General features: G+C 64.5%; 13 protein-coding genes. 7 read left to right on the top strand and 6 right to left on the bottom strand.

The window, feature by feature from the left end; genetic code table 11:
* Nucleotides 1-4: 4 nt before the first annotated feature.
* Both VEA80_RS17485 and VEA80_RS17480 read right to left on the bottom strand, forming a co-directional pair.
* Nucleotides 5-1804, bottom strand: coding sequence for a glycoside hydrolase family 15 protein (locus VEA80_RS17485; protein WP_325062063.1), 1800 nt, complete (start codon nt 1802-1804; stop codon nt 5-7).
* A 314-nt stretch (nt 1805-2118) separates the two neighbouring features.
* Complete coding sequence (locus VEA80_RS17480) at nt 2119-3147, bottom strand: LysR family transcriptional regulator (RefSeq protein WP_325062062.1); 1029 nt, start codon at nt 3145-3147, stop codon at nt 2119-2121.
* A gap of 54 nt (nt 3148-3201) precedes the next feature.
* On the opposite strand from VEA80_RS17480, the gene VEA80_RS17475 reads away from it, so the two are divergent.
* Genes VEA80_RS17475 through VEA80_RS17460 form a run of 4 tightly spaced genes read left to right on the top strand, consistent with a single transcriptional unit; the run spans nt 3202 to nt 5172 of the window.
* Nucleotides 3202-3792 carry a hypothetical protein gene (locus VEA80_RS17475; protein WP_325062061.1) on the top strand — a complete coding sequence of 197 codons (591 nt, stop codon included), beginning with the start codon at nt 3202-3204 and terminating at the stop codon, nt 3790-3792.
* Nucleotides 3793-3815: 23 nt separating this feature from the next.
* Nucleotides 3816-4382 (top strand): GNAT family N-acetyltransferase, encoded by a 567-nt coding sequence (locus VEA80_RS17470; protein ID WP_325062060.1) that lies wholly within the window; start codon nt 3816-3818, stop codon nt 4380-4382.
* The gene (locus tag VEA80_RS17465; protein ID WP_325062059.1) at nt 4379-4933 is read left to right on the top strand and encodes a hypothetical protein; all 555 of its coding nucleotides are present in this window, start codon (nt 4379-4381) and stop codon (nt 4931-4933) included. Before VEA80_RS17470 ends, VEA80_RS17465 begins: the two co-directional genes overlap by 4 nt.
* Nucleotides 4930-5172: a hypothetical protein gene (locus tag VEA80_RS17460; protein WP_325062058.1), complete on the top strand. Its 243-nt coding sequence runs from the start codon at nt 4930-4932 to the stop codon at nt 5170-5172. The genes VEA80_RS17465 and VEA80_RS17460 overlap by 4 nt, the downstream gene beginning before the upstream one ends.
* 1 nt (nt 5173) lies before the next feature.
* Here the strand turns inward: VEA80_RS17460 and VEA80_RS17455 are convergent, their stop codons facing one another.
* On the bottom strand, nt 5174-5554 hold the full coding sequence (locus tag VEA80_RS17455; RefSeq protein ID WP_325062057.1) for a helix-turn-helix transcriptional regulator: 381 nt from the start codon (nt 5552-5554) through the stop codon (nt 5174-5176).
* A 482-nt stretch (nt 5555-6036) separates the two neighbouring features.
* Here VEA80_RS17455 and VEA80_RS17450 point away from each other — a divergent pair, with 482 nt between their 5' ends.
* Both VEA80_RS17450 and VEA80_RS17445 read left to right on the top strand, forming a co-directional pair.
* Entirely contained in the window at nt 6037-7197 is a 1161-nt protein-coding gene (locus tag VEA80_RS17450; RefSeq protein WP_325062056.1) for a lactate 2-monooxygenase, read from the top strand.
* A gap of 34 nt (nt 7198-7231) precedes the next feature.
* The gene (locus VEA80_RS17445; protein ID WP_325062055.1) at nt 7232-8527 is read left to right on the top strand and encodes a citrate:proton symporter; all 1296 of its coding nucleotides are present in this window, start codon (nt 7232-7234) and stop codon (nt 8525-8527) included.
* Between the two features lie 129 nt (nt 8528-8656).
* Here the strand turns inward: VEA80_RS17445 and VEA80_RS17440 are convergent, their stop codons facing one another.
* The 3 genes from VEA80_RS17440 to leuC are packed head-to-tail and all read right to left on the bottom strand — an operon-like array spanning nt 8657 to nt 11712.
* Entirely contained in the window at nt 8657-9658 is a 1002-nt protein-coding gene (locus VEA80_RS17440) for a phosphoglycerate dehydrogenase (protein WP_325062054.1), read from the bottom strand.
* A gap of 10 nt (nt 9659-9668) precedes the next feature.
* On the bottom strand, nt 9669-10283 hold the full coding sequence (gene leuD, locus VEA80_RS17435; protein ID WP_325062053.1) for a 3-isopropylmalate dehydratase small subunit: 615 nt from the start codon (nt 10281-10283) through the stop codon (nt 9669-9671).
* Entirely contained in the window at nt 10273-11712 is a 1440-nt protein-coding gene (gene leuC / locus VEA80_RS17430; protein WP_325062052.1) for a 3-isopropylmalate dehydratase large subunit, read from the bottom strand. The genes leuD and leuC overlap by 11 nt, the downstream gene beginning before the upstream one ends.
* A gap of 190 nt (nt 11713-11902) precedes the next feature.
* Here leuC and VEA80_RS17425 point away from each other — a divergent pair, with 190 nt between their 5' ends.
* Nucleotides 11903-13636, top strand: a complete 1734-nt coding sequence (locus VEA80_RS17425) for an IlvD/Edd family dehydratase (RefSeq protein WP_325062051.1) — start codon at nt 11903-11905, stop codon at nt 13634-13636.
* The last annotated feature ends 29 nt before the right edge of the window (nt 13637-13665 follow it).

Here is a 13665-nt window from a genome sequence, read left to right as displayed (position 1 = left end):
AAGTTCAGCCGTCGCGCGCGCCGCGCTCCACCGCCGGGCCGCGCGCTTCCGCCAAATTGTACGCTGTGTCGACCAGGCTGAGGTGCGAGAGCGCCTGGGGAAAGTTCCCGAGGAAAGCGCCGGTGCGCGGATCGATCTCCTCGGGCAGCAGACCGACGTCGTTCTGACAGGCGAGCAGACGCTCGAACAGCGCCTCTGCGTCTTCGATCCGCCCTTGCATGATGTAGGTGTCGGCCAGCCAGAAGCTGGCCGCCATGAACGCGCCCTCGCCGGGCGGCAGACCGTCGTCCGATTGCCGCGTGTCATAGCGGCGCAGCAAGCCGTCCTGCAGCAATCGCAGTTCGATCGCGCGAACGGTGCCGATCATGCGCGGATCGCGCGCATCGATGAAACCGACCTGCGGCAGCAGCAGCAGACTTGCGTCGACATCGCCGGATCCATACGCGCGTGTGAACGATCCGAGTTCGGCGTCGAAGCCCTTGGTCAACACTTCGTGGCGATTTTCCTCGCACATGCGCCGCCAGCGATCGAGATCGCCCTCGAGCCCGAACCGCTCGATCGCCTGCACGGCGCGGTCGAACGCGACCCACGCCATCGCTTTCGAATGCGTGAAGTGGAGCGGCTCGCTGCGCACCTCCCAGATTCCGCAATCCGGCTCGCGCCAATGCTCTGTGAGGTGGTCCACGATGGCGCGCTGCAGGCTCCAGCTCGCCTCGTGATGGCCGCGGTCGTGTCGCCGCGCCTGGTGCAGCGCGTCGAGCACTTCGCCGTAGACGTCGAGTTGGCGCTGGCGATAGGCGGCGTTGCCGATGCGAACCGGCGCCGAATCCAGATAACCTCGCAGATCGGGCGTTACCCATTCGAGCAGATGCTGCTCGCCGGCGATGCCGTAGATCGGCTGCATGTCGCGCGGGTCGCCCGCCACGGCGCGCACCAGCCAGTCGCGCCAAGCGAACGCTTCCTCCTCGAAACCGGAATGCAGGAAAGCCAGCAGCATGAAGGTCGCATCGCGCAGCCAGCAATATCGATAGTCCCAATTGCGCTCGCCGCCGATGCGCTCGGGCAAGGACGTCGTCGCCGCCGCCACCATCCCGCCGGTCGGCCGATAAGTGAGCGCCTTCATCACCATCAGCGCTCGCCACACCGGTTTGCCGTACGGCCCGTCATAGGCGCAACGCGACAGCCAACGGCGCCAGCGCTCCAGCGTCTCGTTCAGCGCCGCTTCGGCTTCCACCGCATCGGGCGTCGGGTGATGCGAGGCGAAATAGGTCAGCACGAATGCGACGCGCTCGCCAGCGCCGAGGTCGAATTCGCTGAGACAATCGCCGTGCTGCGTCGTCTGCGGCGTGCCGGCGCGCAGGACCACGGCGTGCGGGCCGCCAATCGCCTTGATCTCGCCGTCATGCGCCCGCTCGATCCACGGGCTCGCCCGCCCATAACCGAAGCGCAAACGCAGCGCCGAACGCATGGGGACGCGCCCGGCTCTGCCGGTGACGATGCGCACTAAATCCGACGCCGCGCCGCGCACGGGCATGAAGTCGGTCACCGTCACGACGCCGTCCGCCGTTTCGAACGTCGTCTCCAGCACCGGCGCATCGCCGAGATAGCGCCGCGTCGAGCGTCCTCGCTCCGCCACCGGGGCAATCCGCCAGGCGCCGTTCTCCTCCTCGCCGAGCAGCGCCGCAAAGCACGCCTCGGAATCGAAACGCGGCCAGCACAGCCAATCGATCGAGCCGTTGCGCCCCACCAGCGCAGCGGTCTCGCAATCGCCGATCAGCGCGTAATCTCTGATGGGTAGAGGCATGCGAGAATGTCTCGCTCAACGACTTGCCGAGAACGACGGTTCCGAGACGCCGCCCCGCTTGTCGTCGCTGTCATTCCCACCTCCCCTTTCGACCGCCGCAGTTTGCCAGCTCACCTAAAATTCCATGCGCCGCTCCCGCTGAAGGACCGGTCCTCGCACCCGCTGCCGGCTCTCTGCTCGTACTCGACGCGCACTCCGCCTCTGGCGTAAAGCCCATCGGCTCCGCCGCCCACGAGGTTGGTCGGCCGACGGCTTGAAACGAGAGGGAGCGACTTCGGGCCGCTCGGCTAAAGGCCTTTGAGATAAACGTAAGCTCAGGCGGGCGCCTCATAGCTCAACCTGCCGGCGCCGGGGGTGAGCGCGAACTCGCGCGGATGAACGAACTCCTCGCCGAACCAGGGATGAAGGCTCGAAGAAAAGATCTCCTTCAGCCAATCGAGCACGGCGCGGGCGCGGGCGATCCTGGCGACGTTCGGGTCGTAGACGAGATAGAGTCTGGGCGAGGCGGCCGGCTGCTCGCCCAGCATGACGATGCCTGGAATGAACGCGGCCGCGCATGTCGGCAGGAAGGCGATGCCGCTGCCGGCGAGCAGCGCCATCATCAGCGTCGCACTGCAATTGGTCTCGACATTGTAAGCGGAGAGCGTGCGCACCGCCTCGGCCTTGGGGTCCCAGGTCTCTTTCTGCAGCTGCACCGCCGAGTGATGGATGGTTCGGTGCGCGACGAGTTCGGCCTGGCTCTTGGGGACGCCATAGGTTCGTAAATAGGATTCGGCCGCGAACGGGGCATAATGGATCGTCGCCAGGGGCTCGACCACGTGCTCGCCGAACTTGCGCGCATCGTACTGGATCGAGATGTCGATTTCGTCGGTCACCGGATTGTCCGGCCAAAAGCCGCCGTCGAGCGATAGCGTGATGCCCGGATTGGTGCGCAGGAAGTCGCCGATCCGCGGAGCGATCCAGAACGAGCCGATTCCGTCGGGTGCGGCGATCTTTACCCGGCCTTCCGGCCGCTCGTCATATTCGCGCAACAGGCGATCGATCTGCGCCGCCGATCTCTGCATTGCCGCGACATGGTCGCGGATGCGCGCGCCGGCTTCGGTGACGACCACCCCTTGGGGCCCCCGCGCCACCAGCTGCGTGTTCAGCCGCAGCTCGAGATCGCGCAATCTTTGGCTGACGGTCGGCTGCGACATCTGCAACGTCTTGGCGGCGGCGCTGATGCTGCCGCCCTCCGCCACGTGCAGGAAAACCCGCAAGTCCGCCCAATCCGCGCGCGCGCTCGCCGGCAGCATCGGCGCGGTATCGGCTTTCTTGTCGGCCCCCATCGAAACTCCGCTCAAGCTGGCCAGCTCCTTGCTCGTTACGACTAGGCCGCGAGATGGAGGGCGGGCAAGATGTTAACACGTCAGAGCGGGCGCATGGGCGCGCCCGGCAGAAATCGCGACCCTGATCGCGTGGCGGCGGCGGCCGCCGAATTCTCCCTCATGCCGCTCGATCAAGCCGGCATCGCCGAGGCGCGCGCCTTGGCGGCCGCACTCATCGGACAAGGCATCGCCGAAACGGCCGATTTCGTCGCGGTCCAGCGCGTCTTTCCGGCCTCCGTGTTCGGCATCCGCGAGAACGGACGGCTCACCGGCGTGCTCGCCGCCTTTCCATTGAACAGGATGGGGCTCAAGACGGTCGAGCAGGACTGCTTCGACGCCGTGCGGCTTGACTCTCGCCTCGTCGCTGCGGCTGGAGAGGACCCCGCGGCCTATTATGGCTGGGGCTTCGCCGCGACCAGCAAGGACGGGGCGCGCGCGGTCATGAAAACCTGCGTCGCGATCCATCGTAATCTCTATTTCGCGACGCCGACCTTCGCGCGCGCGGTAACCAGCGACGGCGTGCGGGCGCTGCAGTCGATCGGATTCCGGCTGCTGGAAGGTCGCGAAGACCTGTTCGCGATCGCGCCCGCCCCAGCCGCGCCTGAGCTGACCCGCCCATGACCGCTCCACGCAAACGCGCCCCCGTGAGGGTCGATATTGTAAGGCGCATCGATGAGCTGCTCGAGGTCTGGAGCGTCCGCTCGCTGGTCTACATGGCCGAGCAGAACTGTCCCTACGAGGAGGAATTCGACGGCAACGATCTCGCCGCGGCGACCCACCTCATAGCCCGGCTCGGCAAGGAGCCCGTCGCGACCATGCGCATCCGCTGGTTCGCCGCCTTCGCCAAGATCGAACGCGTGGCGGTGCGCCCCGGCCACCGCAGCGGCGAAATCTCCGCGGCGCTCGTGAAAGCCGCCTTGGAGCACGCCGCACGCAAAGGCTACACCAAGGTGATCGGCCACGTCCAAAAACGGCTTCTGCGCTATTGGCGCCGCGCCGCCGACGTTCGCGTCCGCGAAGGCCGTCCGGAGTTTCGCTTCTCCGCTTACGATTATGTCGAGATCGAGAAGGATCTCGCCCCGCGCGCCGACGCGATCGGGCTCGATACGCCCGCCATGATCGTGCTGCGCCCCGAAGGCGCCTGGGACCGGCCGGGCGTGCTCGAACGATCGGCCAAGCGTGGCGGATCAACCAAGGGACCGGTGAGGTGAGCCTGGTCGAACGCTACGCCGCGCCGATGCTGGTGTGCCTCAATCTCCAGCTCGCTTATCTCGACTCCGGCGATCGCCGCGTCGCGCCGGGCGCGCTCTCGGCGCTGGCGCACGCCCAGGCCTGCCTCTCGTGGGCGCGCGGCCAAGACATCCGCATCGTCCACGTCCACTCCGCGCATGCCTCAAGGGAAGACGCCGCGCCCATACCTGGCTTCGAGCCCAAGCCAAGCGAGCCGCTGGTGCGCAAATGCTCGGACTCACTGTTCGACAGCGCCGAACTCACCCGTATGAGGCCGCCGCTTCAGCACGGCCTGGTGCTCGGCTTCACCGGCGTCAGGGATTGTCTCGCCGCCGCGGTGGACGCGCGTAGAAGCGGCTCCAAGCTCATCTTTATCACCGACGCGATCGCATCCCCGGGTTTGCCGACGGATCGAAACGACTCCGTCGACGGCGCGGTCAACGCGGTGCTGGGCGCCTGGGCGCCGCTGATCACCACGGCCGAGCTGCTCGGCCGCGACACACGATTGCGTGGCCTTGGGGGGCCGATATGAGCGAACTCAAACTTTCCGTTGAACAGCGCTCCGCCGCGCTCGCGCTCGAGCATCTCTTGAGGCTCGTCAAGCTGTGCCGCAGCACCGCCGACGAGATCGGAACCGACGACGCCGAGACGCTGGACGAATTGGTTCGAACGCTCGACATCGCGGAGATCTGCCTGCTCCGGCTGCAGGCGGGCCGCATGGATATCGAGGCGGACGAGGCGCCCCCTCCAGGAAGCGCCATCGGCGGCTGACTCAGTCTTCTCCAATGGCGTGGACCAGCTCGAGAATCTGGCGCCTCAGTCGCGGACTCTTGAGCGCCGCGTAGCGGCGGAGCAGCTCGCGCGCGCCGGGAAGGTCGAGAGCGGCGCTCATTTCCTCGGCGCCTCCGCGCGGTTCACTGCCCTTCAATCCGCTGAAGAAACTCGCGACCGGAACGTCGAGGGCGGCGGAGATATCCAGCAGCCGGCTTGAGGCGATCCGATTGACGCCTTTTTCGTATTTCTGCACTTGCTGGAACGTCACGCCCAGCAGCTCAGCCAGGCGCTCCTGGCTCATGCCGATCTCGATCCGGCGCACGCGCACCCGATCGCCGATGATCTTGTCGACAGCGCCCGCCGATCGTTCGTCACTCACGGCTCCACCCCCCGCGCGACTGCAACCCGCCGTTTAGCCCCACGGGCGCAAAGTGCAAGCGGCGCGCATGGGTTTACGCTTATCCTTTCCCCGCCTCCGGTCCCGCCGTTCGCACCCGCAGCGAACTGGCGCCGGCCGATTTCCGCGGCGCGCCTCGGCGCGCATGACGACTTCGAGATTGGCGCCGCTCTCGGCCTCCAACGATCTGATTGCGCGAGGACAGACGCGAGGTCTCGGCTCTGCCGGGCTTCGATCCCCATCCCGATTGCTCAGCACAGAAGCGGCCATGGGCGCCAGACCGGAGAAGCAGCCAAGGAGTCCGAGCGAGAACCCGCGTTCGAACGGCTCGCGCTCGTCCGAAGCCAGCGCCACATGCCCCTCGCACAACCCGTCTATGCTTGGCAAACATAGACTCATGTCATGGGCCCTGTTGCCCGTCGCTATACGGTCACAGACCATAGGCGCACAAAGCGGAGGACGACTTGACCCAGTACGGGGATTACCAACTCGCGATCTATTTCGCCGGCCTCAGTGGTCAACTCCCGAAGTACCCGGTGGACTTCGCTTCCTGGAAGGCTCGCGCCGAGGCTGCGATGTCGCCCGCGGTTCTGAACTATGTGCAAGGCGGCTGTGGGGATGAGCACACGCAGGACGAGAACGCACGCGCCTTCCAGAAGTGGGGCATGGTGCCCCGCATGCTTGTGGATGCGAGCAAGCGGGATCTGTCCATCGAGCTGTTCGGCTGCAAATTGCCTTCCCCGCTCTTCATGAGCCCGATTGGCGTGACGGGTCTATGCACCCAGGACGAGCACGGCGATCTGGCTGCCGCGCGCGCATCCGCTGAAACGGGCGTGCCGTTGGCCGTTTCCACGCTCACGAACGATCCTATGGAAGAGATTGTTAAAGCGGCTGGCGACACGCCGGCCTTTTTCCAGCTCTACACGCCGAAGAACAATGATCTGGCCGCCAGTTTGGTGCATCGCGCCGAGAATGCCGGCTATAAAGCCATCATCGTTACGCTCGACACTTGGGTGACCGGCTGGCGGCCGCGCGATCTCAACAGCTCCAACTTTCCGCAATTGCGCGGCCATGTGCTGCAGAACTATTTCACCGATCCCGTCTTTCTGAAATTGCTCGGCGGCAAGCCGCAAGACGACCTACGCGCCGCAGTCGGATTGTGGGCGAGCCTGTTCGGCAAAGTCCTGACGTGGGACGATCTTGCCTGGTTGCGCAGCCTGACCAAGCTGCCAATAGCGCTGAAAGGCATCTGTCATCCCGATGACGCGCGGCGTGCTGCAGATGCGGGCGTCGACGCGATCTATTGCTCCAATCACGGCGGGCGCCAGGCCAATGGCGGCATCGCCGCCATCGACATGCTTCCCGACGTTGTCGCAGCCGCTGGCAAGCTGCCGGTGCTGTTCGACTCCGGCGTGCGTTCCGGCTCGGACGTCATCAAGGCGCTTGCGCTCGGCGCGAGCGCTGTGGGGATCGGACGCCCTTACGCCTATGGGCTCGCCATTGGCGGAGCCGATGGGGCGGCTCATGTGCTGCGCTCAATCCTCGCCGAAGCCGATCTGATGATGGCGGTGAACGGCTATCCCACACTGGCCGATGTCCGACGCGAAGGCGCGAGGCGCACATAAGAGCAGACGCTCTTTCGAACTTGAGGCTCATTGAATGCTTGCTCTCCTCGGCTTCGCGATGATCGCGACGTTCATGATTTTGATCATGACGCGCGTGCTTGCGGCCGCCGTCGCCCTCGTTCTCATTCCCATTGTTTTCGGGCTGCTGGCCGGCCATGGCGCGGACATGGCGGGCATGGCGATCGAGGGGCTTTCTGAGCTCGCGCCCATCGCCGTCGCACTCGCGTTCGCGGTTCTCTACTTCGCCATCATGATCGACGCCGGCTTGTTCGACCCGCTCGTGCGAGCCGCCGTACGCTTCTCCAAGGGCGATCCGCTGCGCGTCACCATGGCCACGGCCACCGTCGCTACGCTCGTTGCGCTCGATGGCGACGGCGCGACCGTGGCGCTCGTCACCATCGGCGCCTTTCTTCCGCTCTACCAGCGTCTAGGCATGAACCCGCTTATCATTGCGGTGCTGCTCTCGCCCGCCGCCCTGAGCGGATTCACCCCTTGGGGCGGCCCACTGGCGCGCGCTTCGGCTGCGCTCAACGTTAAAATGTCCGATGTGTTCATTCCACTCATCCCGACATTGCTTGCAGGTATCGCCACCGTCTTCGTTATCGCTTGGTGGCTTGGTGTGTCCGAACGCAAACGGCTCGGCGTGGCAAACCTCGAAACGGACACGACCGATCAGCTTTTCGACCGCCCGCCTGGAATCGCGCGGCCCCGCTTGCTCTGGGTGAATCTGGCGCTGACGCTGGCGCTCATCGCCGCCATCATCGCTCAGTTCATGCCCTTGCCCATCGCGTTCATGATCGGTTTCTCGCTGGCGCTGGTCATCAATTACCCGAAAGTCTCTCAACAGCGCGATCGCATCGCCGCGCACGCGGCCAACGCTCTGCCGATTGTCATCCTGATTTTCTCCGCAGCGATCTTCACCGGCATTCTTGAAGGCACAGGAATGGTGGAGGCGATGGCTCAGGGATTGGTGAACGTGCTGCCTGAGCAGATGGGCCCTTACTTCGCTCCAATCATTGCGTTGGCCGGCGGGCCGCTGACGTTCATCATGTCGAACGACGCGTATTATTTTGGCATCGTCCCCGTGCTCGCCGAAACGGCGGGGCACTATGGCGTGACCCCCGTCGAAGTGGCGCGAGCGTCCTTGCTTGGTCTGACGATCCACTCTTTGAGCCCACTGATCGCGGCGATCTACCTCGTGGCCGGTCTGCTCAAAGTCGAGGTGGGCGATCTGCAACGCTTTGGCTTGCCGTTCGCCGTGCTGATCTTCTTCGTCCTGATCGCAACCGCGCTTCTCACTGGCGCCGTGCCGATCGTCGCGACGAGATAGTTCACGCAACCCTTCAATCTCGCGGACGCTGGAGACGATGCGTCTGCAACGGGCGCAATCGGCGTGGCCCGCTTTGCAGCGAAAAGATCGGGTCGATCCGAGCGTCCGGACCCGGGAGAAAGGCGGGCGCTACCGGCGTCCGTCGACCACTACGCAAGCCTTTGGCGGCGCTTTGCCGTCCAGCACCGCCACAACGCACTCCGAGGCGATCATGTTGGTGCGGTCGAGGCCCTCGCGCGTGGACGCGCCGGCGTGCGGCGCCGCTACGACATTGTGCAACGCCAGCAATTCGTCGGTGACCGGCTTCATGGCGGGATCGCTCTCGCTTTCGAACACATCGAGGCCGGCGCCCCCTAAACGGCCATCCTTCAGCGCAGCCAGCAAGTCCGCATCATTGACCAGCCCGCCGCGGGCGCAATTGAAGACGAATGCTCCCGGCTTCATTTGTTCGATCGCCGCCGCGTTTATGATGTGGCGCGTCTGCGGCGTCAGCGGCGTGTGCAAGCTGATGTAGTCGGACTCCCTAAGGATCGTCTCCACATCGACGAACTTCACCCCGGTCTTGGCGGCATACCCGGGGTCAGGATTGACTTCAGACACCTGAATGTTGGCTTCGAACCCCTGCAAGCGCTGAACAAGGCTGCGTCCGATGCGGCCGAGCCCGATAATACCAACTGTTTTCCGGTAAAGATCCGCGCCCAGCAAAATCTTCCACGGCCCCGTTTGCATCTGTGCGTGCGCCTCGCGGAAACGGCGACCCACAGCGATCATCATTCCGATCACCTGATCGGCGACGGTGGCGTCGTTGCCGCCTGCCGCGATCGTCACGACCCGCCCCAAATCGCGCGCAGCTTCGGTATCCACGCGCTCGTAACCGACACCGCGCCGCGACACGATCTGCAGCTCCGGCAACGCTTCCAAGACCTCACGCGTGATCCGCGCATGGCCGACGATCCAGCCAGAAGCGTCGCCGATCAGGCTTTTGATGGCAGGAACGTCGAGCGTGGCTTCAGTATAGCCTTCCGGCATCCTCGCGATCACGACGTCACAATCATGCGCCCGCAAGTACGCGATCGAAGCCTCGTCGAAGAAGTTCTGGGTGACGACAACGCGCCGCAATTTCGATGTCATCACCTGGTCCTTAAGATCGAAGCCATGGACTGGCGGCGAAATGGGCCGCCTCGAACCGCGCAATCGCCTCGCGCCCCTGCCACGTCACGCCAATCGCATCGAGCCCACGCAGCAAGGCGTCCTTCCGTGGCGCATCAATGTGGAACGAGAACTGGATGCCTTGGCCAGTCACCGTTTGATCGAGCAGATTAACCGTGACCTGACGACGTTCGGGAGCGCTCACCGCCTCCGAAAGCAAAGCGACATGTTCTGCCGACGCCTCGATCGCCAAGAGCCCGTTACGGGAGCAATTGTCAAAGAAGATACCGGCAAATGTCGTTCCGATCAGAGCGCGAATGCCGGCTTGACGCAAACCCCAGACGGCATGCTCACGGCTCGATCCGCAGCCGAAATTCGGACCAACGACAAGAAAGCGCGCATCGCGCCACGGCGCTTGGTTCAGTATGAAGTCCGGGTTGGGCACGCCATCCGCGCCAAAACGCACGCCGTAGAACAAGCCAGCGTCGAGACCTGCGCGGTCGATGCCCTTCAGAAACTGCTTGGGCATGATCACATCAGTATCGATATTGGCTGCCGGCATCGGCGCAGCGACGCCCGTGCAGACCGTGAACGGCTCAGCGCCCATGGGACACGTCCGTCGCACGCACGTCGGCAATTCGTCCGGCGATGGCGGCGGCCGCCACCATCGCCGGACTCATCAGATGCGTCCGCCCCCGAGCGCCCTGACGACCTTCAAAATTGCGATTCGTACTCGAGGCGCAGCGCTCCTCCGGCGCCAGCACGTCGTCATTCATGGCAAGGCACATCGAGCAGCCTGATTGGCGCCATTCGAAGCCTGCGTTCTTGAACACTGCATCCAGCCCCTCGGCCTCAGCCTGGCGCCGTACAGAGCTTGAACCGGGAACGATCATGGCGCGAACATTTGGCGCCACGCGCTTGCCGCGCAGCACCGCCGCCGCCTCGCGCAAATCCTCGATGCGCGCATTGGTGCAAGAACCAATAAAAGCGCGGTCGATCTTGATCGATGCAAGCGGCTGGCCGGGCGACAGGCCCATATAAGCCAACGCCCGCTCACAATCGCGCCGCTTGTTCGCGTCGCCAATTTCTTTCGGGTCGGGCACGAGCGCTGAAACCGGCCCCGCTTGATCTGGACTGGTGCCCCACGTCACCATCGGCTCGATGTCGCGCAAGGGCAGATCGATTTCCGCATCGAACACCGCGCCGGGATCTGACCTCAACGCACGCCACGCCTCGAGGGCGCAAGCCCACAGCTGGCCCTTGGGCGCCCGCGGCTTGCCTGCAATGTAGTCGAACACGGCTGTATCGGGCGCTGACAACGCGCCGCGCGCGCCGCACTCGACCGCCATGTTGCACATCGTCATCCGCCCCTCGACACTGAGACTGGAGAGCCCGTCGCCTGAGAATTCGATAGCGTAGCCTGTGGCCCCGGCAGCGCCGATCTTGCGGATCAGCGCCATCACAATGTCCTTCGCTGTGACACCCGGCGGCCTTGGACCGTTCAAGTTCACGCGCATATTCTTCAGCCGCCGGTAGACCACTGTCTGCGTCGCCAGATAATGTTCGATATCCGACGTGCCGATGCCGAAGCCGAGTGCGCCGAAGGCGCCATACGTTGTCGTGTGGCTGTCCCCTGCGGCCACCGTCATCCCGGGGAGGATTGCGCCCAGCTCCGGCATCACGACATGTTCGATGCCCTGCATCGGATGCAGCACGTCGAAAAGCTCAATGCCAAAGTCGGAGCAGTTCTGCGCAAAGTAATCGGCTTGCAGCTGGCCGCCGGCGTCCGGCATAGCGCGCGTCCGTCCCGCCGCAGTTGGATTGACGTGATCCACAACGCCAAGCGCCGCGTCTGGACGCCACACCTTGCGCTTTGCGTGACGCAAACCGGAGAACGCTTGCGGGCTCGTATACTCGTTTAAGACGGTCCGATCGATGTAGAGCAGCACCAGGCCCACATCTGCATCCAACGCGCGCACGCAATGAGCATCTACGACCTTGTCGTATAGCGTTCGGTGAGCCCGCTCTGCCGTCATCCTCCTTGGTGCTATCAGATCGTCCGAGCGGGGTGGGATGCGAACTTGGCATGATATCATGCCCGCCGCTTATTGGCGTATCCGCTTCAATCTCGATAGCCTTTTGAGGTCCAAACGGCGCCTGACTGGCGCACGCACGGCGCCCGCGCACCGGGCCAGACCGTCCACCAAAATGAAGAGAGAGCCGCCTATGAGCGACGGATCGAAGAAGCCACGGCGCTCGCAATTGTCGTTTGGCGGCGCGCTCAACGGCTTTACGCCGCGCTCCTGGATGCGCGCGAGCGGCCTGCCTGAAGATCAGTTCGATGGCCGGCCCGTCATTGGAATTTGCAACACCTGGTCCGATCTCAATCCGTGCAACATCCACTTCCGTGAAATCGCAGAGCATGTCCGCGCTGGCGTTCTCGAAGCCGGAGGGTTTCCAGTGGAATTCCCCTCCATGTCGCTGGGCGAGAACCTGATGCAGCCCACGACAATGCTGTACCGCAACCTCGCCTCCATGGAAGTCGAGGAATCGATCCGCGGCAACCCCCTCGACGGCGTCGTGCTGCTCATGGGCTGCGATAAGACCACGCCCGCGCTGATGATGGGTGCGGCGAGCGTCAATCTGCCGACGATCGGCGTTTCGGGCGGGCCAAAGCTCAACGGCAAGATGCGCGGCAAGGAACTCGGCGTCGCTGACTTGTGGAAAGCTGCCGACGATCTGCGCGGCGGCAAAATCGGACTCGCCGACGTCGCGGAGATGGAGTCCTGCGTCAACCGCTCCAACGGCCACTGCAACATCATGGGCACCGCCTCGACCATGGCGTGCATGGTCGAGGCCTTGGGCGTCGGCCTTCCCGGCAACGCTGCCATCCCCGCCGTCGACGCGCGCCGCACCGTGCTTGCGCGCCTCGCCGGCCGCCGCATCGTGGAAATGGTGCGCGAAGATGTGAAGCTGAGCGACCTTCTCACCCGCGCTGCGTTTGAAAACGCCATTCGCGTCAACGCCGCCATAGGCGGTTCGACCAACGCCATCATCCACGTTACCGCTATCGCGCGCCGGATGGGCGTGGAGCTCACTGTCGACGACTGGGATTCGCTCGCGCGCCCAGTACCCACTTTAGTGTCGCTGCAGCCCAACGGCCCGCACATGATGGAGGACTTCTTCGAGGCCGGCGGCTTGCCGCCCGTGCTGCGCATGCTCGGCGAGAACGGCATGCTCCATAAGGACTGCATCACCGCGAACGGCCGTACGATCTGGGAGAACGTCGAGAACGCGCCGTCTTACCGGCCTGAAGTCATCAGCACCTACGAAGAGCCGTTCAAGCGCAACGCCGCGCTCGCCGTGCTCAGAGGCAATCTCTGCCCGCACGGCGCCGTGATCAAACCGTCCGCGGCTGATCCGCAATTGCTGAAACACAAAGGCCGCGCCGTCGTCTTCGAGAGCTTCGAAGATCTCCAAGCGCGCATCGATGACGAGAACCTCGAGGTCGACGCTTCCTCTGTGCTCGTGCTCAAGAACTGCGGTCCGCGCGGATTTCCAGGCATGCCGGAGGTCGGCAACTTCAAACTGCCGAAAAGGCTTCTGCAGCAAGGCGTGCGCGACATGGTGCGCATCTCCGACGCGCGCATGAGCGGAACCGCCTTCGGCACGATCGTTCTGCACGCGTCACCGGAAGCCGCTGTTGGCGGCGCCCTCGGCCTCGTCCGCGACGGCGACATCATCGAGCTCGATCTCGACGCGCGCAGCCTGACACTCCACGTCAGCGATGAGGAATTGGCAAAGCGCCGCGAAACCTGGCAGCCGACGCAGCACCAAGCGTCACGCGGCTACACCAAGCTCTATGTCGACACCGTCAACCAAGCCAGCGACGGCGTCGATCTCGATTTTCTCGTCGGCTCGAGCGGGCCGAACGTAAAATACGTGCCGGACGCACACTAAGAGCAGAACGATGGCGCCGCCAAGCGAGG

Origin of the sequence: Vitreimonas sp. (genome assembly GCF_035627415.1) — a bacterium.
Classification (GTDB): Bacteria; Pseudomonadota; Alphaproteobacteria; order Caulobacterales; family Aquidulcibacteraceae; genus Vitreimonas.
Note: the sequence above shows the minus strand (reverse complement) of the source record. Positions and strands in the feature narration are given on the sequence as shown.